At 53.7% G+C, this 22,263-nt stretch carries 18 protein-coding genes; 12 read left to right on the plus strand and 6 right to left on the minus strand.

Translation table 11 applies throughout. The features are described from left to right. Positions 1–8 precede the first annotated feature (8 nt). From BMW46_RS10160 to BMW46_RS10175, 4 genes are all read left to right on the plus strand, one after another. A complete protein-coding gene (locus tag BMW46_RS10160) occupies positions 9–536 on the plus strand; it encodes an OmpH/Skp family outer membrane protein (protein WP_074708095.1) in 528 nt (175 codons plus the stop codon). 109 nt (positions 537–645) lie between these two features. Then, on the plus strand, positions 646–1,086 hold the full coding sequence (fabZ, locus tag BMW46_RS10165; protein WP_074708098.1) for a 3-hydroxyacyl-ACP dehydratase FabZ: 441 nt from the start codon (positions 646–648) through the stop codon (positions 1,084–1,086). Positions 1,087–1,118: 32 nt separating this feature from the next. Next, a complete protein-coding gene (gene rnhB, locus BMW46_RS10170) occupies positions 1,119–1,718 on the plus strand; it encodes a ribonuclease HII (RefSeq protein WP_074708101.1) in 600 nt (199 codons plus the stop codon). Positions 1,719–1,933: 215 nt separating this feature from the next. Beyond that, positions 1,934–2,428: an FKBP-type peptidyl-prolyl cis-trans isomerase gene (locus BMW46_RS10175; RefSeq protein ID WP_074708103.1), complete on the plus strand. Its 495-nt coding sequence runs from the start codon at positions 1,934–1,936 to the stop codon at positions 2,426–2,428. A gap of 44 nt (positions 2,429–2,472) precedes the next feature. Here the strand turns inward: BMW46_RS10175 and mutS are convergent, their stop codons facing one another. The 3 genes from mutS to BMW46_RS10190 form a co-directional block, all read right to left on the minus strand. Beyond that, positions 2,473–5,190 (minus strand): DNA mismatch repair protein MutS, encoded by a 2,718-nt coding sequence (mutS, locus tag BMW46_RS10180; RefSeq protein ID WP_074708106.1) that lies wholly within the window; start codon positions 5,188–5,190, stop codon positions 2,473–2,475. A 36-nt stretch (positions 5,191–5,226) separates the two neighbouring features. Beyond that, positions 5,227–7,923, minus strand: a complete 2,697-nt coding sequence (locus tag BMW46_RS10185) for an MGH1-like glycoside hydrolase domain-containing protein (RefSeq protein WP_074708109.1) — start codon at positions 7,921–7,923, stop codon at positions 5,227–5,229. Positions 7,924–8,065: 142 nt separating this feature from the next. Continuing rightward, positions 8,066–8,887 (minus strand): inositol monophosphatase family protein, encoded by an 822-nt coding sequence (locus BMW46_RS10190; protein ID WP_074708111.1) that lies wholly within the window; start codon positions 8,885–8,887, stop codon positions 8,066–8,068. 226 nt (positions 8,888–9,113) lie between these two features. Here BMW46_RS10190 and BMW46_RS10195 point away from each other — a divergent pair, with 226 nt between their 5' ends. The 8 genes from BMW46_RS10195 to galU all read left to right on the plus strand — a co-directional run bounded on the left by BMW46_RS10195 (position 9,114) and on the right by galU (position 18,063). Next, a complete protein-coding gene (locus tag BMW46_RS10195; RefSeq protein WP_074708421.1) occupies positions 9,114–9,914 on the plus strand; it encodes an RNA methyltransferase in 801 nt (266 codons plus the stop codon). 310 nt (positions 9,915–10,224) lie between these two features. After that, positions 10,225–10,698, plus strand: coding sequence for a Fe-S cluster assembly transcriptional regulator IscR (gene iscR, locus BMW46_RS10200; RefSeq protein ID WP_074708114.1), 474 nt, complete (start codon positions 10,225–10,227; stop codon positions 10,696–10,698). A gap of 61 nt (positions 10,699–10,759) precedes the next feature. Then, a complete protein-coding gene (locus BMW46_RS10205; RefSeq protein WP_074708116.1) occupies positions 10,760–11,917 on the plus strand; it encodes a cysteine desulfurase family protein in 1,158 nt (385 codons plus the stop codon). A gap of 686 nt (positions 11,918–12,603) precedes the next feature. Continuing rightward, positions 12,604–13,392 carry an MlaA family lipoprotein gene (locus BMW46_RS10215; protein ID WP_256377036.1) on the plus strand — a complete coding sequence of 263 codons (789 nt, stop codon included), beginning with the start codon at positions 12,604–12,606 and terminating at the stop codon, positions 13,390–13,392. A 190-nt stretch (positions 13,393–13,582) separates the two neighbouring features. Beyond that, positions 13,583–13,987 carry a DUF4870 family protein gene (locus BMW46_RS10220; protein ID WP_074708125.1) on the plus strand — a complete coding sequence of 135 codons (405 nt, stop codon included), beginning with the start codon at positions 13,583–13,585 and terminating at the stop codon, positions 13,985–13,987. A 391-nt stretch (positions 13,988–14,378) separates the two neighbouring features. Next, positions 14,379–15,158: a Crp/Fnr family transcriptional regulator gene (locus BMW46_RS10225; protein ID WP_074708127.1), complete on the plus strand. Its 780-nt coding sequence runs from the start codon at positions 14,379–14,381 to the stop codon at positions 15,156–15,158. Between the two features lie 225 nt (positions 15,159–15,383). Continuing rightward, positions 15,384–16,928, plus strand: coding sequence for a cytochrome B6 (locus BMW46_RS10230; protein ID WP_074708130.1), 1,545 nt, complete (start codon positions 15,384–15,386; stop codon positions 16,926–16,928). Between the two features lie 100 nt (positions 16,929–17,028). Beyond that, a complete protein-coding gene (galU, locus tag BMW46_RS10235) occupies positions 17,029–18,063 on the plus strand; it encodes a UTP--glucose-1-phosphate uridylyltransferase GalU (protein WP_074708132.1) in 1,035 nt (344 codons plus the stop codon). A gap of 205 nt (positions 18,064–18,268) precedes the next feature. On the opposite strand, the gene asd is transcribed toward galU, so the two are convergent. The 3 genes from asd to cbbX all read right to left on the minus strand — a co-directional run bounded on the left by asd (position 18,269) and on the right by cbbX (position 22,225). Further along, positions 18,269–19,138 carry an archaetidylserine decarboxylase gene (gene asd / locus BMW46_RS10240; protein WP_074708135.1) on the minus strand — a complete coding sequence of 290 codons (870 nt, stop codon included), beginning with the start codon at positions 19,136–19,138 and terminating at the stop codon, positions 18,269–18,271. Positions 19,139–19,268: 130 nt separating this feature from the next. After that, a complete protein-coding gene (locus BMW46_RS10245) occupies positions 19,269–21,089 on the minus strand; it encodes an ABCB family ABC transporter ATP-binding protein/permease (protein ID WP_074708138.1) in 1,821 nt (606 codons plus the stop codon). 173 nt (positions 21,090–21,262) lie between these two features. Further along, on the minus strand, positions 21,263–22,225 hold the full coding sequence (cbbX, locus tag BMW46_RS10250) for a CbbX protein (RefSeq protein WP_074708140.1): 963 nt from the start codon (positions 22,223–22,225) through the stop codon (positions 21,263–21,265). Between the last annotated feature and the right edge of the window lie 38 nt (positions 22,226–22,263).

Consider the following 22,263-nt stretch of genomic DNA (forward strand, 5'->3'; position numbering starts at 1 on the left):
AGATAAAATTGAAACACAAGATACTGGGACGAACTTTAATCGCCATAACGTCCATTCTCGTCGCATCTATCTACGGAACCGCAAGCGCGCTGGCAGAAGATATCAAGATCGGGATTGTCGACACGGAGCGCATTCTGGCTGAATCCGCGCCCGCTGTCAGAGCGCTTAGAAAAATCGAAAAGGAATTCCTCCCGCGGGACCAGGAGCTCAAGAAACTTGCAATACAGGCGAAGGAGCTTCAGGATTTGCTGGAAAAAGAAGGAAAGCGCATGCCGGAAGCGGAACGCCGCAGCAAGGAGCGCGACTTGGCTGCGCTTAACCGGGAATACCAGCGCGGGCAACGGCAGTTGCGCGAAGATCTGAGCCTGCGCCAGAACGATGAGGTTGCGGCGCTTCAGTTGACCGCCACCAAGGCCATTCAAATCATTGCCGAGACCGAGAAGTACGACCTCATATTGCCCCTGCGCGATCTCGTCTACCGAAGTCCGCGAATCGATATTACTGACAAGGTACTCAAAGCGCTGGCCGACAAGTAGCTCTGTCGGGCAGGTGCAACGGCACATCCGCCTCTCCTCCGGATCATTCTCAATCCTCTGATCATCCTTTATTCACTTCTTATCAAGAACCCGGGAAAACATCGCGCTAATGGATATCCATGAAATTCTGAAATACCTTCCTCACCGTTACCCCTTGCTCCTCGTCGATCGCGTTCTCGCTTTCGAACCGGGAAAGAGTCTCACCGCGCTCAAGAATGTAACGATCAACGAACCTTTTTTTACAGGACACTTTCCTCATCATCCCGTCATGCCCGGGGTATTGGTGATCGAAGCGCTGGCGCAGACTGCTGCTCTTCTGACGCTCAAAACAGCCAATGTGGAAGCCGACGAGAATTCCATCTATTATTTCGTCGGCATCGATAATGCGCGTTTCAAGCGCCCGGTGGAACCGGGCGATCAACTGATACTCAAGGCTACAGTTCTGAGGGAGAGGATCGGAATCTGGAAATATGCGGCACGAGCGGAAGTGGACGGCCGCGTTGCAGCCGAGGCCGAACTGATGTGTACCGTCAGGCCAAAAGAGACCTGAAATACCTACGGAAGAGCGGGTGGAGTTGATGCATGTGCAGCAATGAATACCATTGGGTCTGCGGTGTGGATGAGGCAGGCAGGGGGCCGCTGGCAGGACCGGTGTTCGCTGCCTGCGTGATACTCGATCCGGCGTCTCCTATAAATGGCTTGGCGGATTCGAAAACGCTTACCGAGGGAAAGCGCAACAGTCTGACTCTTGCCATAAAGGCGCATTCGATTGCCTGGGCTATCGGGTTCGCATCCGTCAGGGAAATAGACCGGCTGAATATACTGCAAGCAAGCCTGCTGGCGATGAAACGCGCGATCGGAAAATTGCAGGTGACGCCAGCGCGGGTATTGGTGGATGGAAATCACAGTCCCCGCCTGAAATTTCCCGTCACTACCATCGTAAGGGGCGACAGCCTGGTGCCGGAAATTTCCGCTGCCTCGATTCTTGCCAAGACCGCTCGCGATGCCGAGATGATGGCGTTACACCGGCGTTTTCCCCGTTATGGCTTCGATCAGCACAAAGGATATTCCACGGAGCAGCATCTTGCCGCACTGAAAATTCACGGCGTTTCCATTGTGCACCGCCGCAGCTTTGCGCCGGTAAGAGAACTCATGGCAAATGAAAAAGCCCCGGAATCATGAATAAATCCTGCCCTGAATCATGTTTCCGCCAGGCTCCTGCTTCCGGCAATTTCCATTCCGCCTGACCGCCTGCCCTGCAAAAAAGCCATATTCCATTTAAGGACTGCGAATGCAATAATGAATGATTCTCGATGAAGGCATCGAGAGCATGGCTCTTAGCATTTTTATCATTTCCTGAGGAAATTCCTTATAACCTAACTTGCAGGCTCAACGATATGCGAATTGAAAAAGGCACCGTGGTATCGCTCAATTATATTTTGTCTGATTCAACTGGTGAAATTCTGGAGAAATCCAATTTTCCTGTAAGCTACCTCCACGGTGGTTACCATGATGAAATGTTTCCGAAGGTGGAAGAGGAGCTGACTCACAAAGAAGCAGGGTACCGTTGCCTGGTCGTGATGGAACCGGAGGATGCTTTTGGCGAATATGACAGCGATCTCGTGCGGGTCGAGTCACGTAGCCGCTTTCCCGAGGATGTCGTGGTGGGCATGAAGTTCGAAGGGGGCGAGGAAGAGTCGGACAATGTCCGGATTTATACAGTGACAGACATTGCCGAAGACAAGGTCGTGGTGGACGGCAATCATCCTCTGGCGGGGCAGTCGGTTCGATTTGAATGCCAAGTAACCGATGTGCGTCCCGCTACTGCCGAAGAGCTGGCTCATGGCCATGCTCACGGTCCGCATGGTCATGGCCACGGGCATGAGCATTAAGACGTGAGCCCGGTGGAGATCACCGTTAGAGATATAAGTCGAAGCTATTCTTTCTCTGCTGCCTTCTTCAAGGCGTAGAGCTGCTCCAGGGCCTGTTTCGGGCTCAAATCGTCGGGAACGATAGTGCGTAACAGTGCAAGTACGGGATGCTCCGGCGCGCTGTCATTTTTGTCAACGGAACCTTCCGGTATCCTGTCCTGCTTCCAGAAGAGATCGCCCCTGGAGAACAAGTCTCCCTGCGGCTGATTGCTCAACGCTTCCTGCTCAAGTTTCAGCAGATATCTTCTCGCTGTTCTTATTACCGGATCAGGCACCCCGGCCAATGCTGCCACCTGGAGACCGTAGCTCTGGCTGGCGGGCCCCTCGTTGACGGCGTGCAGGAACACGATATGATGCTTGTGCTCCACTGCGCGCAGGTGCACATTGGCGACCTGTGCAAACTCCTCCGCAAGCCGAGTCAATTCGAAATAATGTGTGGCGAATAGCGTGTAGCTGCAGTTCTTTTCCAACAGATAACGGGCGATTGCAAAAGCGAGCGCCAGTCCATCGAACGTAGAAGTTCCCCGACCCACTTCGTCCATCAGCACCAGGCTTTGTGCGGTGGCGTTGTGCAGGATATTCGCGGCCTCGGTCATTTCCATCATGAAGGTGGAGCGCCCTCCCGCGAGATCATCGGATGCGCCAATCCTCGTGAAAAGCTGATCGAGCGGTCCAATAAGTGCGCTTCTCGCGGGAACAAAACTCCCGCAATGGGCGAGCAGCGCAATCAGGGCAACCTGGCGCATGTAGGTAGACTTTCCGCCCATGTTGGGTCCGGTAATGACGAGCATCTGCCGCCTGCCACTCGCGCGAGCGCCAAGCTGGACATCATTGGCGATGAAGCTGTCCACTTGTTTTTCAACTACCGGATGCCGCCCTGCCTGAATTTCGATAATGCTGTCACTGGTAAAAAGGGGCAGGGTGTAGTCAAGTGCCAGTGCCCGTTCGGCAAAGGTCGCAAGGACATCCAGTTCGGCCACGCTGCGGGCAACCTGCTGTAGATGGTCGATATACTGCGAGAGGATATCCAGCAGCTCGCCATACAGCAGTTTCTCCCGCTCCAGTGCCCGGCTCTGCGCAGAAAGCGCCTTTTCCTCGAATGCTTTGAGCTCAGGCGTAATATAACGCTCGGCATTCTTCAGTGTCTGCCTGCGCCGATAGTCGTCGGGGATTTTCTCGGTGTGCGCATGCGTCACTTCAATGTAAAAACCATGCAGCCGGTTGTATTCCACCTTGAGATTCGCAATACCGGTACGGGTCTTTTCGCGGGTTTCGAGTTGCAGCAGGAATTCATCGCAATTGTTGTGTATCGCGCGCAGCTCATCCAGTTCGGCATCGTAGCCATCGGCAATCACGCCCCCGGTACGCAGCATCACCTCCGGTTCTTCCTTCAGCGATTTCTCCAGCAGCGCAATGAGAGCATTGTCTGGCGCCATCAAGTGGATGAGTGCCGCGACATGAGCGCTTACGTCACTGCCGTCGCTGCTGTCACTGCTTGTAGTGGCAGTACCGGCAACGGCGTTGTTGACTGCGGGCAGCCGTTTCAGGCTCTCGCGCAGCCCGGATAAGTCCCGTGGCCGTGCCGATTTCAGTGCGATACGAGCAGTAATGCGCTCGATATCCGTCACACGCTTCAAGCAGTCACGCACCGAAAGGCAGGGGCCTGATCCTGCTTCCCCCATTAAAAAAGATACACCGTTGAGCCGATTCTGGATCAGCCCGCGGTCGCGAAGCGGATGATGCAGCCAGTGGAGCAACAGCCGACTGCCCATGTTGGTCGAACAGGTATCCAGCAGGGACAATAAAGTGGGCGCCGCCTCGCCTCGTATGGTTTCGGAGATCTCCAGGTTGCGGCGAGTGGCGGCGTCCATGCGCAGATAAGTATCCTCCCGCTCAACCCGCAACCCCTTGATATGACCTATGCTGGCACCCTGCGTCAGCCGGGCATAATCCAGCAACGCGCTTGCGGCGCCGAGAGAAACATCCAGATCCTCGCAGCCGAAACCGGAAAGGTCATGGGTACCGAACTGCCGGGAGAGATTGCGCACAGCCGCGCCGGTATCGAACTGCCATGCCGGCAAATGCTTCACGCATAACTTCTCCTGCATCACCCTGTCGTTGATCCCGGCGAGATTCAGCGATTCCGGCAAAAGAATCTCGGCAGGCTTCAAGCGTTCGAGTTCGGCTGTGAGATTGTTCACCGAAGTCTCCATTACAGAAAATTGCCCTGCTGCAAGATTCAGCCACGCTAACCCCAGGGTGGATTCATGCACGAGCAAGGCAAGCAGGGCGCTGTCGCGCTTGTCCTCCAGGAGCGCAGCATCCGTCAGAGTGCCGGGGGTGATGATGCGTGTCACCTGGCGTTCTACCGGTCCTTTCGAAGTGGCGGGATCGCCCACCTGTTCGCAGATGACGACCGGTTCGCCAAGCTTGACGAGCTTTGCCAGATACTGCTCTGCCGCGTGGTAAGGCACCCCTGCCATCTTGATCGGCTCTCCCGCGGAGGTGCCGCGACGGGTCAGGGTGATGTCGAGCAGCTTCGCCGCCTTTTCTGCATCATCAAAGAACAGTTCGTAGAAATCCCCCATCCGGTAAAACATCAGCATATCCGGATGCTGCGCCTTGATGCGCAGGTATTGCTGCATCATGGGGGTATGGTTATTCAATACCACTTCAAATACTGTGGGATCGGTTGAAAGTCTAGCTTTACTGGATTGAGACATTCATTTATTTCTTTGTGAAGTAACCATTTAACCATGCTAAGTCTTTGCAGAACCCTGTTGCTTCCAAAACTCCGGAATCCCCTTCCGATATCGCCGCATCACCAGGTTCGCCACCAGGCCGGTCCAGCCGGTCTGATGAGCCGCGCCTAACCCCCGCCCGGTTTCACCGTGAAAATACTCATGGAACAGCAGCAGGTCGCGCCAATGAGGACTCGTCTGATGCGGGCTCTTTTCGGGGAAGGCCGGGATCAGCCCGGATTCATCACGGCGGAAAATATCCACCAGCCGTTCCGTCAGCGTATTGGCAGCGTATTTGAGGTCGATTTTGCAATGATTCAGGCAGGGGGCGGGAAAAGTAAAGGCATCACCGAGGTAACGGTGCATCTTTTCGATAGTCTGAATCAGCAGATAGTTGGTCTGCATCCACACCGGTCCACGCCAGTTCGAGTTGCCGCCGAAAAGGGGGGAGTCGGATTCGCCTGGAACATAACGGATGACAGCATTGCCGACGCCCGGGATATGGCCGAGGCTTCCTTGCGTGGCATGCCGCTTGGAGACGCTGCGCACGCCATGGGGTGAAAAGAATTCTTCTTCATCAAAAATCCGGGGCAATATCTTGACGAACATCGCAGGGGTCACCAGGGAGAGCAGATGTTCGCCCCGTTCATTGGTGTCGATGGGGCAGGCGCATATCACGCTCCCATCGAACATGCCGCCCTTGTGTTCCCATAGCAGTGCGGTGAAACGTTTGCGGTTTGCAAGCAGCCGGGCATCCACGACCTCACACGCAAACAGCGGAATGATGCCCACCCAGGAGAAAACGTCGATGCGGTGCGTCCTTCCATCCGGTTCTACGACAAGATCCTTGAAGAAGCCGTCGGTGTCGTCCCACAGGGAAACGCCTGCTCCGGTATGTCCGGCAATCGTATTGGCAATTGCCAGGAACTGGCTATAGGATTGGACAGCGATATTCTCATAGGCGGGATCTTCCACCGCAATTTCCAGCGCCATGACAGTCAATTGCAGGGAAAACATCGCCATCCAGCCGGTTGCATCAGCCTGTTTGAGTGTGTAACCCGGCGGGAGCGGCTCGGAGCGATTGTATACCGAGATATTGTCCAGTCCGAGGAATCCTCCCTCGAATACATTCGTGCCTGTTGAATCCTTGAGATTGATCCACCAGGTATGATTCAGCAAAAGCTTGTGCAGCACGCGTTTGAGGAAACCGATATCACCCCTGCCGCGCTGCACTCGCTCGGCCCGGAATACCTTGAGCGCGCCCATTGCGTGCACCGGCGGATTCGCATCGCTAAATGTCCATTCATATGCGGGGATTTGCCCGTTGGGATGCAGGTAGTTTTCATTCAGCAGCAGTTCGATCTGTTCCTTGGCAAAATCCACGTCGATGAGCGCCAGCGTGGCGCAGTGAAATGCGAGGTCCCAGGCGGCAAACCAGGGATACTCCCACGTGTCCGGCATGGAAATGACATGGGTCGCCTTGAGGTGGGGCCACGCGTGGTTGCGCACCTGCTGCCTTGATGCCAGCGGTGTTGCCTGGTCTCCTTTCAGCCAGCCGGAGACGTCGTAGTGATAGAACTGCTTGGTCCATATCATGCCCGCCAGTGCTTGCCGCAGGATGCGCTGGTCCTCGCTGGGGGCGTCGTCTGTCAGGAACGTGTGGAAAAAAGCATCGGCTTCGGCGCGGCGCTGCGCAAAAATCCTGTCCTGATTTTCGAACGGCTGAAGGTTAGGTTCAGCCGTGAGCACCAACTCGATCATGCCTGTTTTGCCAGATGGGATTGCGAGTTTATGCGCTGCGCCGAATTTTGTTCCCTTTCCCGCGGGATTTACAGCGGATTGCTCACCCTGCACGAGATAACGGTGAAAGGCATCCTTAACATATGCTCCGGCATTGGGTACGCCCCATAACCTGGTATTGTTGGTTTCATTCTCCGTATAGAGAAGATCGGCTTGCTGCCGGCCGTAGAGATAGTAGTTTCCCAGCGCGGGATGCTCTGCCATCACCCCCCAGGCAGCATTCCGGGGCGCGGAGGCGGCGTGCAGGAGAGGTTTTACCTCATCTTTTCCGGACCAGGACCAGTAATTGCGAAACCACAATTGCGGCAGCAGCCACAGTAAAGCTTCGTCTTTTCCTCGGTTGCTAGCAACTATGCGGATATGCAATTCATGAGGGGACGCCTTGGCGTAGAAGATTTCCACATCCCAATACCGGTCTTCCGAGAAAGCGTTGCTATCAATCAAGTTGAACGGCGGCTCTGCGCGCGAACGGCGAGCATTTTCCTCGATCAGCTGCGTATAGGGGAATGGGGATTGCGGGTATTTGTAGAGGTAATGAAGCCAAGCGTGAGAAGGCGTGGCGTCGAGGTAGAAATAGCATTCCTTTACGTCTTCTCCCCGATTACCCTGGTTTCCGGCGAGACCGAAGGCGCGCTCCTTGAGGATGGCATCCTTTCCGTTCCAGAGCGCCAGTGAGAAACAGAGATGCTGCGCTTCGTCCGAGATACCGCCCAGCCCGTCCTCATTCCAGCGATAAGCGCGCGAACGTGCCTGGTCATGGTCGAAATATTCCCAGGGCGTTCCATCCGGACTGTAGTCCTCCCGCACGGTGCCCCATGCGCGTTCTGAGAGGTAAGGTCCCCATAGACGCCAGGCTTCCCGGCCTTGCCGCTGGTTTTCCAATCGCTGCCGTTCGGCATCCGGGGAGGGGGACATGATGTTATTTCTCCGGTTGTTTCACACACCTTCCTTGCGTTGCCTATCTTCCTCGAACTGCCTGTCAGGATTGACGGCGATGAGTCGCGCCAGGAAAACTGAGATTACCGCTTCCGTCTTTTCACGGACGTCCCCGTCGGCATCATCCCGCGCCTTGAGCCGTCTTCAGTTCCGATGTCAGGTGTGGGGCAATAACCTGCAACAGTTGGCCGAAGACTTTCGGATTACCCGCAACCACGTTGCCGCTTTGCAGATAGGTATCGTTGCCTTCCATGTCTCCTACCAGTCCGCCCGCCTCGGTAATGAGCAGGCAGCCAGCCGCCATATCCCAGGCTGACAGCCCGAACTCCCAGAAGCCATCGTATCGTCCTGCCGCGACGTAAGCTAGGTCGAGCGCGGCGGAACCCGGGCGCCGGATCCCCGCCACCCGGGGCATGATATCCTTGAACATGGCAAGGTAAGCCTCGGCATGCGTGAATTCGCGAAACGGAAAGCCCGTGCCGATCAGGCAGTCGCCAAGCTTAGTGCGCTTGCTTACGCGCAAGCGGTGGTCATTGAGATAGGCGCCTGCTCCACGGCTTGCGGTGAATAATTCGTTGGCAGTCGGGTTGTAGACCACTGCCTGCGACAAAACGTTTTTATGCATCAATGCGATCGAAACCGAGTAATGCGGGAAACCATGAAGAAAATTGGTGGTACCGTCCAGAGGGTCAATGATCCACTGATATTCAGACTTGCTAGGATCACCTTGAGCGCCGCTTTCTTCTGCTAGAATGGAATGGCTGGGATAGGCATCGAGCAGCGTCTCGATAACCGCGTTTTCTGCGGCGCCGTCTACTTCGCTGACAAAATCGTTGTGCGCCTTGCGCGAGACATTCAGTAAATCCAGGTTCTGTGCAGCACGATTGATGATGCTGCCTGCGCGGCGCGCGGCCCTTACCGCGATGGTGAGCATGGGATGCATTTGTCGGAATTCAAAATAAAGTGAATAGTGGATTTTAACCCAGATAATCCATCAGGACGCGAGATGATAACGGGGCAAGTGGCGAGACGATTCTATCAATCGGGAAAAATCCGCAGCCAGGTCCATGAATCCGAGCGGGCGAAATGGCTACAAACTGACTGCTACGCTCGCACAGCCTCAGGAGGCCATCTCTAATGGAGCCTTTGATGGGCTATCCGGATTAAATGTGAATCCCCTCCATCTGCTCGATAAAGTCCGAATTATCCTGAGCCATACCAGCCATCCCGGTAACCTCGGGGGAGCGGCCCGGGCAATGAAGACCATGGGGCTGGATTCGCTCTATCTTGTGAATCCCAAGTTTTTCCCTGACAAGGAAGCTGAAAGACGGGCCACCGGCGCATTGGATATCCTCCATAAGGCAAAAGTCTGCGACACGCTCGATGAAGCGCTCAGCGGGACTGTTCTGGCAGCGGCAGTAACGGCCCGACCACGCGATCTCTCCCATGAAGTTTTTGATGGCCGGCAGGGCGCGGCCAAACTGCTCGATCTTGCGCAAAAGGATTTCGTTGCGCTGGTGTTCGGTACGGAAATGTCCGGACTTACCACGCTTGAGGTCAGCAAGTGCCAGATTATCATCCATATTCCAGCCAACCCGGAATATTCATCTCTCAATCTTGCCAGCGCTGTGCAGGTCATGGCGTACGAATTACGCACGGCCTGCATGGGTTTGGTGGAAACCACGCCTGCTTCGTCGACCCTGCGTGGCGGCGGGATGGCGGCCACGTTCGATGAAATCGAGTTGCTTTACGCTCACTTGGAGCAAGTCGCAATCAGTAGCGGTTTTCTCGATCCGCAGGAGCCGAAACGGCTGATGCAGCGCATGCGAAGGCTGTTTGCCCGCGCGCGGCTGGAAAAGGAGGAGGTCAATATATTACGGGGGATACTGAGCGCCTGTGAGAAGCGGATGCAGGCGAAGGCTGCCGCTTCCCTGCTTACTCCTGATGCTCCCGAATGCGAACGAAATTGAATGATGACGGGAAGAGTTGACGGCAGTCAGGTCTAAACGAAAGTAGCCGGACAAAATAGTTGACCATGACAAAGGGGATTTATATACTTGATCAATGTTGTCGGGTATTGGTTGTCGGGTATTGGAATTGTTTACGTGAGAAAGGCGTTCGGAGGGAGCATCTGCATTCAGGACGGGTGCGCGACGGGCGCTTTCGTTGAATTGAATCAGGAAGATTTGTTCGGAACGCTTTGTTCCGGCAACTCTGCGGGATTTGTCGCCGATTATTTTGTGGTTTCACTCAGTGTCAATTTCTATTCGGGAGCAGAAAATGCGGTTAACAACCAAGGGCCGTTTTGCAGTAACGGCAATGATCGATCTTGCGTTGCACAGCGCGGACGGGCCGGTTACATTGGCGGGTATCAGTGAACGTCAGAAAATTTCATTGTCTTATCTTGAGCAGTTGTTCGGAAAGCTGCGGCGCAGCAAGCTGGTGGGCAGTGTGCGCGGCCCTGGCGGCGGCTATCGCCTGACCAAACCCATGAACGAGGTATCTGTAGTAGACATTATTCTGGCTGTGGATGAGCCCATCGACGCCACCCAGTGCGGAGGCAAGGAAAACTGCCACAATGATCAGCGCTGCATGACCCACGATTTATGGGCGAACCTGAATGCGCGGATACGCGATTACCTGGCGCTGGTTACACTGGAGCAGCTCGTATCAAACCCCAAGGTGAAGGATATTGCTGTCTTGCAGGATTTGAGAGTCTGCTCCCCATCGCAACATCGTACAGTTCCTGCCTGAACGGTAAGCCGGTGGTTTCAAGTCCGATTCTCCATTTCGACGAGTTTGAAGGATCCGGTCGATGACTTACACCTATTTCGACCATAACGCCACGACTGCTGTCGATAAAACCGCGCTTGATGTCATGTTGCCGTATTTCCAGGAGGAGTACGGCAATCCCTCCAGCCGGCATGCTCCTGGCATTGCAGCTCGCCGGGCAGTTGATCGCGCGCGTGAGCAGGTGGGGGATGCAGTGGGGGTGCAGCCATCGCAGGTAATTTTCACCAGCGGCGGGTCGGAAGCCAATAATCTGTTTATTCAGGGTGCCGCGGGTTACATGAAGCCGGGACAGATTGCGATAAGCGCGATTGAGCATCCCTGCGTGATGAAAACTGCGCAGGAATTAGCGCGGGCTTCGCGCGGAAGCTGGAATCTGCGCCGGCTGGCAGTCGATAATCAGGGACGACTGGATCCGGCTGACCTCGACGAGGCACTGTCGCATCAACAGTCGGGGCTGGTTTCAGTCATGCTGGCAAACAACGAAACAGGCGTGATTCAGGATGTTTCGATGGTGGCGGAGAAGGCCCGCGCGCGAGGTGCCTGGATTCACACGGACGCGGTGCAGGCGTTTGGCAAGATATCTGTCGATTTTGCCTCGCTCAATGTACATGCCCTGACACTGTCATCCCACAAGATTTACGGTCCCAAGGGCGCCGCGGCACTTATCATGGATAAGCGGCTCCTGCTCAAACCTCTTATCTACGGGGGGGGGCATGAAAGCGGATTGCGTTCGGGTACCGAAAACGTTCCCGCAATTGTGGGATTTGGCGTGGCGTGCGAGTTAGTCAAGAGACGAATAGCGGAACATACCACGCATATCTCGGCATTGCGCCAGCAACTGGAGCGGGGCCTGCTGGAAATGGGCGGGACTGTTTTTGGTCTCGGCGCTTCCCGTCTGCCCAATACCTGCTATTTTGCGCTACCGGGTATCGAAGGAGATACTCTGGTAGTACGTCTCGATAAGGCGGGTTTCGCGGTGGCAAGCGGTGCGGCCTGTTCCAGTGTCAACCCCGGCCGAAGCCATGTGCTGGAAGCGATGGGGGTGGATCCCGCCCTGGCTCGTTGCGCTGTCCGGGTAAGTCTGGGCGCCTCCAATTCTTCGGAGCAAGTTGCTGATTTCCTTCGCGCTCTCAGTGCTATCGTGGGGGAACTGGAGCAGATGAGCGCACTTTCGATCTGATTGTTTCACTTGATACCCGTGAGGAGAGACCCTCGCGTGGTCATGTAGAGGTTAAAGAGGTTATACACGTTCACAGTTGAGTGGCTGGATGCATAGAGTATAAAGCGTCCAAAAGCTTTTACGAATCTCTCCTCACCGTATTTCCCCATCCGTTTCTCTTCCTACTCTCATTCTCTTCCCGCTGCTGGCCGGAAATTAGCAGCCAAGGCCCTGAAGGATTGCGGTCACTGGTTTAACGGATTGAAACTTTATTTGCCAGCTTCTTTCAGTTCTTCCAGGATTACATCTGGACTCCTTATCCGAGAACACCGGGAGCGAGGAATTCCGGCACCTCGCTCATGTCAAAACATCGTCATATCTGCAAAAGCGGGCGTCCCGATTTTTTTACGCGAGGATATGATAAGTCAATGGATTTCCGCTTCCGCGGAAATGATGATCAAGGTTTTGCTCAAGGGATTCTGTCCCTGCTACAAAATGGCTGCCTTTTGTCCGTGCAGCCTTCTGTCAACAATTTTGTTCCGGACAGTAGCGAGCCTCTTCCGTAAATTTTTCGCAGTGCCTGTCAGCCCATTCCCGGGCCCGTCTTTTTTATCTGCCATCAGAACGATTTATGTTTATACTTTGCGTTAGATGCCTCGCCATGTTTCATTGCTCCGTATCCTTTTTGTCATTTTCATTCATAATCCGTGACATATAACCGTATCACTGTCCTCTTGCTGCTTGCCTGCACAATGCTCGTCACAGGGTGTGCTACTACCCGCACGCAGGGATCGACAGCGCCGAACGATCAGAGCACAGACTATACGGATTCGATCGACCCATTTGAGGGTATCAATCGCAAGTTTTACACTTTTACCGATGTGATCGACCGGAAAATCGTCGAGCCGGTGGCGGAGGTTTATATTGATCACGTCCCCGTCCGGGTGCAGCGCTCAGTCGGGAATTTTTATGACAATATCCAGTATCCGAACGTCGTCCTGAATGATTTCCTGCAAGGCAAGGTACGCCAGGGGTTTCGTGACGGTCTGCGCTTCGTCGTCAATTCCACCATTGGTATCGCCGGGCTCTTTGATCCGGCTTCTTCCATGGGTTTCACCCAGCACGATGAAGATTTTGGACAAACACTGGGGGTGTGGGGGGTGAATGCAAACACTTACCTTTTTGTTCCCTTGCTTGGGCCTAGCAGCAATCGCGATGTTGCCTCATATCCAGTCGCTCTATTTACGAATGTCCTTTTCTATATCGGAACTTATGTGATCGGTGCCCCCCTCACGGTGCCGCTTTCCGTTTTGGGGGTCATTGACAAGCGGGCAAGATTGTCCGGTCCGATGAAAATCCGTGATGAAGCAGCGCTTGAGCCTTATCTGTTCGTACGCGATGCCTATTTGCAGCAGCGCAAGCATTTGATTTACGACGGAAATCCCCCTCCCGAGATTTACGACGATCCCGCGGAGGAGGAGCCAGCGGCTAAATAGCGTCCTATTAGCCGCCTGTTGCATGCGAATGTAGTAGCGCATGAGCTTGAGGCATGCGAGTCGTACGTTTTTCTGCCCGACGGAGTAGTGATCCGGTGGCGTATCCCTTGAAATCCTGCAAACGTGAGGCTGAGCAGGATGTATTGTTCTCCCCTCTTCCTTACCCGTAAAAGCGCGAGGAGCGTCAACCATGAGCGAGTTCGACCGAAGGATGGAACGTCCTGTATCTGCTGGACCGCTTCATCTCAGCCATCTCGTCTATCTGTTGCATGGTTTCAGCGTTCTGATGGGAATGCTGGGACCGGCATTCATCATTACGACCTTTCTCACCGGGTGGCCCTCGATCGTCGCAGTGATTCTCAACTACGCGAAGCGGAGCGATGTGCGCGGCACCTGGCTTGATTCCCATTTCGGCTGGCAGATACGCACTTTCTGGTACACCTTGCTTTGGTTGGTGATTGCAGCCCTGTTGTTTGCGACCATCATCGGCATCGGGCTTGCGTACATTCTCATCGTGGGCACAGGATTCTGGGTGGCATACCGCCTCATTCGCGGCTGGCTGGCATTGACGGAGGGCAGGCCCATGCCGATGTGAACGCACACTTCAGTCAACCCAATCGTCCTGGCTTTTGTATTCGCCTGTCCGATTCTTTCCCCTTGCTAGGTTCGTTTCCATTTCTGTCATCTTTCTTTGCCGGTCTTATCAATAGGACTTCGGAAGTTTATGTGTGCCACCGTACAGAATTCGGTAATTGCACTCGCTAATATCTACCATTCTGATTCTCCGGGTAGTAGAGATAAATGTTCTGAAGTCCTGAAATTGCAGAATGAAAATTGAAGACTGTCTTATGCCCGGAGAGGGGCAGAGTTGCAAAGGAATAAGCTCAGGCCTAGAAATACTGCTAATACTGCTATAAAACGACAAGCGTTATGGGCGACATGTACCGGCTACATTTTCCGATGCCAGACCTATATTGAAGTTCATCATGCTTCCACCGCAGAGTCCCAAGCAGAACAAGATTCTCGCAGCGCTGTCTCCCGGGAGCTATACCCGCTTACTGCCTCTTCTTGAGCATGTGCCCATGCCAGCCGGTCAAGTCATCTACGACCCTGGTCTTCCTTTCAAATATGTGTATTTCCCGACAAACTCCGTAGTTGCACGTCTGTATGAGACGGCAAGCGGAGCGTGTACACAGACCGGACTCATCGGAAACGAGGGGTTGGTCGGTGTTTCGGCGCTGCTGGGCGGGGAGAACTATTCTGCTCGCGTTCTGGTGCTGAGCACCGGTAAGGGTTATCGCATTAAAACCAGCTTCGTAAGGGATGAGTTTGAGCTGGGCGACGAACTGAGGCAATTCGTCCTGCGCTTTGCCCATGCTCTGATGGTCCAAACCGAACAGGTAGCCGTTTCCAATCGGTACCATACGGTTGATCAGCAGTTGAGCTATCTTTTATTGATGAGTCTGGATCGTCTGCCGGGAGATGAGCTTCATATAACCCACGAGCAGGCGGGAATCATGCTGGGTGTACGTCGCGAAAGTGTAACGGTTGCAGCGCACAAGCTTCAGGCAGCCGGTGCGATTCGCTGCCGCCGCGGACATCTTGCAGTTGCAGACCGCCAGCAACTGGAAGCAAGCGCGGGCGAGCAGTATGAGGTCGTAAAAAAAGAATACGAATGTCTGGCAGCGTTTTATGCTTCGCATGCTGTCCATTCTTCCGAACTGTCTCCTGCAAGATTCAAACGGTTTTTTCAGTCAGCCGAGTAAGCCAGGACATTGTCCGGCTGTCCGGCGCCTTCTGCCAGAAGTACTGGAATACTGCCTCCTCCCGATCCTGGCCTGACCGCGCGATCATGTGTGCGGTTTCGAACAGAGTTGTTTTCCTGGACATGACATTATTTCAATCGTTTAGCTGAATATGGGAAATCCGGACAAGAAAATGCGGGAATAAGTGCGTACTGGCTCCCCGCAGGTAAGAAAGGAGGATCGACAATGAAAAATATGAATATCCTTATCCTGAGTGCAGGATTCCTCAGCTTGAGTGCGGGAATGAATGGCGCCCTGAGTCAGGACGATCGCGCAAAGCATTCCGCAAATCGTGCCCCGCATGATGCGGTTGAAGATGCCCAGACACCTCGCCGCGTCTCTGTCACCCGGTCGGAGCAGAAAAAAGACGAACATGATCGTTCCAATATTTTTGATGCAAAGAATGCAATGCCTTCCTCGCCAGCTTTTGGGAACCAACCTGATAACGGAAAGGTTCTGGGATTTGATTTTTCCCGGGATCCGTTCAACGCCAAAAAGCCGATGCAAACTTTTGAGGAAATCATGAAAGCAGATGTGGCTGAGCGCCCAAAGGTAATGCAAACGCAGCGTGAATTGCTGCAGCGGCGATATGATTTGAAGCCCCGGCTGGATAAGGAGGCAAAAATGTCGCGCGGCAAGCCGCTGGCGGTGGGCCCCACGGCACGCTTATCGTCGGGCATGACGTGGCAAAAACTCGCCGGAATGGCGCCTGAAGAGATAAAGAGCAAAAACGCATTTCCATATCCAGCCCTTCCGCATCCCAAGCAATCCACGGGGGGTCAGGTGTTTCCCCAAATGCAGATCGACATGTTTCCCAGGCTGCAACGATTTGATGTCGATTTCGATTTACCTGAAGCATTCTTGCCGGAGTTTCCACCAGCGATATTCCTCCAGAATCGGCCTGAGTTAGGGGATGTGTCGCGGGGAGAGGTGGTTTCCATCAATAATTTTCATAGGTTATTTAAAGACATCTTGACCCCCGTCCAGCTCAACGGGTTGCAGATGCTACTCACGCCACTGCCTCAGGAAGAATTCAATCCGACGGACGATCGTAAAAGTACCGAACCGAGTCTTGGAGTAACTTGCCTCGATTGCCACATCAACGGCCACACGACCGGGCAATTTCATCTGAGTCCCGATATCCGCCCGGAAGAACGCCGATTCCGTCTCGACACGGTAAGCCTGCGCGGTATGTATAACCAGCAGATACACGGTTCGAAACGTAGCCTGCGTTCAGTGGAAGACTTCACAGAGTTCGAATTCCGTACCGCTTATTTCAATGGCGATCCGATCCGTGCAATGAAAAAAGGCTTTCCCGTATTTGACCGGATTCATGTAAGTCATATGGCACAGCTTCAGAACATGTTCGATTTTCCGCCCGCACCAAAACTCAAGAGTGACGGGAGACTTGATCCAGCCAAAGCCACGGAAAAGGAAATGCGCGGGGAGAAACTCTTCTTCGGAAAGGGGCAATGCGCAAGCTGCCACCAGCCTCCCACATTCCTGGATCATCAGATGCACGATCTGAAGCTCGAACGCTTCCTGAATGAACCAGGAGATGGACCGATAAAGACTTTCACACTGCGGGGTATCAAGGACAGCCCCCCGTACCTGCATGATGGCCGTTTGCTGACCCTTGAAGATACAGTCGAGTTTTTCAATCTGGTACTGGGGCTCAAGCTTACGGATGAGGAGAAGTCCGACCTGGTCGCGTATATGCGTCAACTGTAATTGATGCTCCCAAGGGAGCATATCTTTCGAGTTTCGCACTTTTGTAACGTCATCAGTGTATATATAGATGATATAGATGAAGTTTTAGGGGAGATCACTCATGAGCATTACTGCCACACCTGTAATAAATCGAAAAGATGTGCTTTCGTTGACTGCTGGACCCGCTGTTCGCAAATCCCCGCGAGCCGTGCGCAAGGCTGTGTTTCCCGTAGCTGGACTTGGCACCCGCTTCCTGCCCGCGACCAAGGCAGTAGCCAAAGAAATGCTGCCCATAGTGGACAAGCCGTTGATCCAGTATGCGGTGGAAGAAGCGGCTGCGGCAGGTATCGAAGAAATCATTTTCATCACCCATCGGAGCAAGCGCGCCATTGAAGATCATCTGCACCGGGCCGTGGAACTGGAAAGCGAATTGGCCTCCCAGGGAAAACATGCTTCGCTGAAAATGCTGCGACAGTTGACGCCGGGTGGCATTCATTTCAGCTTTGTCCGGCAGGAGGAGCCGCGGGGTTTGGGGCATGCAATTTACTGCGCCCGACATCTCGTGGGCAACGAACCGTTTGCCGTACTGCTTCCGGATGATTTGATCGATGGAGATCCTCCTGTGCTCGCCCAGATGGTGTCCCAGTATGAACAAGTCCAAAGTAGCCTCATAGCGGTGCGTCAGGTTACGCGCGAACAGACGCGGCGGTATGGAATCGTGGATGCTTTTGATGCAGATGCAGAGAACGATACCCTGAAAATCAGAGGAGTAGTGGAAAAGCCTTCTCCTGACGCTGCGCCATCCACGATGGCTATCGTAGGTCGTTACGTTTTGTCACCCGCCATCTTTGACTGCATCAGCAATCTCAACCCGGGAACAGGGGGGGAAATTCAGCTTACCGACGGAATCTCCCGTCTTCTCAAGCTGGAATCTGTCCTGGCCTACCGTTACCAAGGGAAGCATTATGATTGCGGCAGCAAGGCAGGCTTCCTGGAGGCAACCATCGCCTATGGTTTGCAGCACCCGGAAGTGGCGATGGAGTTCAGGGAAACCTTATTAAGGGTAGGACAGGAACTCATTCAGGAGTTTCAACATGATCCGGAACCTGTCGCCACTGTTGCGGACGAACCCATATTGAAGGCGGCTCAGGCATGAGCGGTTGCCTGAGAGAGTGACGATTCTTCAAAGATTGACCTTCCTCCTGACTCGCTCGACTCCATTCCGGGTCGTGCGGGCCATCGTGGAGATCAAGGAGGCTCATTACTTCCTGTATTTTCTTAGAGCACTTCTTTCAGTCCGCCTGCCCGTCGTCTCTGCGAGCAAGAGGAAAATGAGGAAAGTTTTTCTTTCTCTTTTCTCTTTATTTGGCAGGATCAGCTTTGGCCGCCATCGTTTCCCCGAACCGTATGGTTCGGCCGGGAGCCCAGGTAGGATTAAACGCTATTTCGTTTTTCGGGAATAACATTACCACTGTTGATCCCAATTGGAATCTGCCCATTTCATCCCCTTTTCTGAGCACCAGATCCGCGGAATCATACCGCCACTCGCGCACATCGCGCGCCCCTTCCGAATCCCGCGGGTTGACCACTCCATGCCATACGGTGGCTACACTCCCGACAATAGTGGCGCCCACCAGCACTAAAGCAAATGGTCCGAATTCCGATTCAAATATGCAAATCACCCGCTCATTGCGGGCAAACAACCCCGGGACGCCACGGACCGTTTTCGCGTTCACGGAGAACAGATCCCCCGGAACATAGATCATTCGGCTCACACGTGCATCTACAGGCATGTGGACCCGGTGATAATCCCTCGGGCTCAGATACAGTGTGGCAAAGTTGCCCCCATAGAATTTTTCTGCCAGCCGGGTATCCCCTCCCAGCAGGGCGGCAGCGGAATAATTGTGTCCCTTGGCTTGAAATATCTGGTCGCCGGAAATGACACCGAGCTGGCTTACGACGCCGTCGGCTGGACAAACATAATCCGCGTCAGATATCGGACGGCTTTCCAAAAGCAGCGGGCGGGTAAAAAACTCGTTGAAGGTTCGATAGCTGCGAATATCCGGGTTAACCGCTTCATTCATATTCACCCCGTAGCGCCAGACAAACCAGCGGATAAGAAGCGTGGTGAGATCACCGGCATCGGCATTGGCAATACGTCCCGCCAGCAGTGTCAGCGCATGTTTAGGCAATAAGTACTGAGGAAATACAGAAAGAGAAGCTGTCTGCATGGCAATTTTTGAGATAGAAATAGAGGCTATTATAGTGTATTAAGCGATCAATCTTCGTAAGTCGATTTTACTCCAGATTCGCGTCAACCAGATGTCATAATGTCCTTTCCGCCCGGATGCGAACCCCCTATTATAGCCTGTGTCCCAGGCCGCCGCTTACAAGTTGAAGTCTGGTTTGTTCTTCCTGTTGCTGTAGTTCCCACATATAAGTATAGGCTCCATTCATCGACAGGAGTTCCCGGTGAGTACCGCGCTCGACGATGCGACCATGATCCATCACCAGAATCTGATCGGAATCGACGATAGTGGATAAACGATGGGCAATCGTCAGCGTGGTGCGATTGGCAGCGATACGGCGCATCTCCCCCTGAATGCTTTTTTCCGACTTTGAATCCAGGGCAGAGGTGGCCTCATCAAAGATAAGGATTCCGGGATTTTTCAAGACCGCGCGAGCTATCGCTACCCGCTGCTTTTCACCGCCGGAAAGTTTCAATCCTCTTTCCCCCACGACCGTCTGGTACTTGTCCGGCAGACTCTCGATGAAATCGTGAAGATGAGCGGATCTTGCGGCTTCAAATACCTCCTCCGGGCTCGCCTCAGGATTGCCGTAGGAAATATTGTAATAAATGGTATCGTTGAACAGGACGCTGTCTTGCGGAACAATACCTATCGCCGCTCTCAGGCTGCTCTGGGAAACATCCCTGATATCCTGTCCATTTATCAGGATGCGCCCGCTGCTGACATCGTAAAAGCGAAAGAGTAACCGTGCGAGGGTGGACTTGCCTGATCCACTATGACCCACTACTGCGATGCTGGAGCCTGCGGGAATGTCAAAGCTGACATCAAACAGAATCTGGCGGTTCGGCTCATAACTGAAATTTACTGCTTCGAAGCGTACGGGTGCGTTTCCGGCAATAAGGGTTGCTGCACCTGGTTTATCCTGGATCTCTTCATTCTCCGCCAGTAAATTGAACATCTTTTCCATGTCCGCCAGAGAATGCTTGATTTCCCGGTAAACGAATCCAAGAAAATGCAGTGGCATATAGAGTTGGAGCATGTAGGCATTGACGAGCACCAGGTCTCCCAACGACATGGAACCCTGAATCACGCCGTCGGCGGCAAGCCACAGCAGCGCAGTTATTCCTATTGCTATGATGGCGCTCTGTGCCGAGTTGAGTACGGCCAAAGAAGTCTGGTTACGAACCGCCGCAATTTCCCATTTTTGCATGTGCTCATCGTAGCGCCGCGCTTCCCAGGATTCATTGCCGAAATACTTGACTGTTTCGTAGTTCAGAAGGCTATCAATTGCCTGAGTATTGGCTTTTGAATCCATGTCATTCATGGTTCTCCGAAAAATCATTCGCCATTCAGTCACGATGAGCGTGAGCGCAATGTAGGCTGCCAGCGTGCCAAGGATGATCACGGAAAACCAGATGCTGTACCCGGAGATGAGGATGATTGCAACTAGACTGATTTCCAGCAGAGTCGGGAGGATGTTGAACAGCATGAAATTGAGGAGAAACGAAATACCGCGGGTTCCCCGCTCAATATCCCGCGACATTCCTCCCGTCTGCCTTTGCAGGTGAAAGCGCAGCGACAGTGCATGCAAATGGCTGAATACCTTGATTGCCACGCGGCGAATGGCGCGCTGGGTTACCTTGGCGAACACGGCGTCACGCAACTCTCCGAAGAGTGTGCTGCAGAGACGCAGGAGACCATACGCTAACAGCAACAGAATCGGCAAGACCAGCAGGGCGCGGGGACGGTCAAGCGCGTCTATAATTTCCTTCAGTACCAGCGGTATTGCCACGTTGGCAAGCTTGGCCATGAACATCAATACCACTGCCGCCATTACCCTGCCTTTGAATTCCCATAAATAGGGCAGCAGCGTACGGACGGTCTTCCAGTCGTTCCGGTTGGTGGGCGGCTTTTCCAGACGGGTAGGGCGCATCGTTGAATTCCAGGTAATGAGGGTGGTTCAGAAGGAGTATAACGCGCCCTTATGTTAAGGCAGGGCAGATAAAAAAAGGCGCCCAATCGGGCGCCTTTTTGATCAATGCTGCAATGATAAACTACTGAATTTATAATATCGACAGATTCATGAGAGCGGCGTAGGAAGCGCTTTTATGTCGATTCCCCGGATAATTCCTGGCTTGCGCCCTCATCTCCATCCAGGTCGACAGCGCCTTCCAGGAATACACGGCTTGCCCGGATATCCTCCGCTTCGATGGTGATCAGATCGGTGCGTGACAGGTTTTTCTTTGCTCCTTCGAACAAACGGTTGGCTTGACGCAGCCTTGCGCGATCGAGGGCATTGCGTACGGAACGCGCATTGGCAAAATGCTCCATTTTCATCCTCAAGCGGATGTATTCGCCAAAGGTCTTTTCCGCTTCTGCACTGAAACGGTAATTCTGTGCTGCCAGCATAAGCTTGGCGATGGCCACCAGTTCATCCGGAGAATAGTCGGGAAAATCGATGTGGTGAGCTATCCGCGACCGCATGCCGGGATTGCTGCGGAAGAATTTGTCCATGCGGTCCTTGTAACCGGCGAGGATGACAACCAGATCCTCCCGGTTGTTTTCCATCACCTGCAGCAGGATTTCGATCGACTCAGCCCCATAATCGCGTTCATTCTCGGGTTTGTAGAGGTAATAGGCCTCGTCGATGAACAGCACGCCGCCCATGGCCTTCTTTATAACTTCCTTGGTTTTGGGCGCGGTATGACCGATATATTGGCCCACCAGATCGTCGCGGGTAACGGAAACAAGATGTCCTTCACGCACATAGCCCAGGCGGTGCAGGATCTCGGACATACGCTGCGCCACCGTGGTTTTTCCGGTGCCCGGATTGCCAGTGAACGACATGTGCAGACTGGGCGCACCGGCGGTAAGGTCCAGTTTCTTGCGGACACGATCCACCAGCAATAGGGCAGCGGTTTCGCGGATGCGGGTTTTCACTGGTTTCAAGCCAATCAGCTCGCGATCAAGCTTATCCAGTACTTCCTTGATGTTGGATGCTTGAAACTCGGCTTCCAGATCAATGGAACCGGTATCAGAAGGGGGAATTTCTTTCAGTTGTGTTGTCACGTTTAATCCACCCAAAAGGAAATAAAATATTAGGACCC

The sequence above is a fragment of the Nitrosospira multiformis genome (assembly GCF_900111585.1).
GTDB classification, from domain to species: Bacteria; Pseudomonadota; Gammaproteobacteria; order Burkholderiales; family Nitrosomonadaceae; genus Nitrosospira; species Nitrosospira multiformis_B.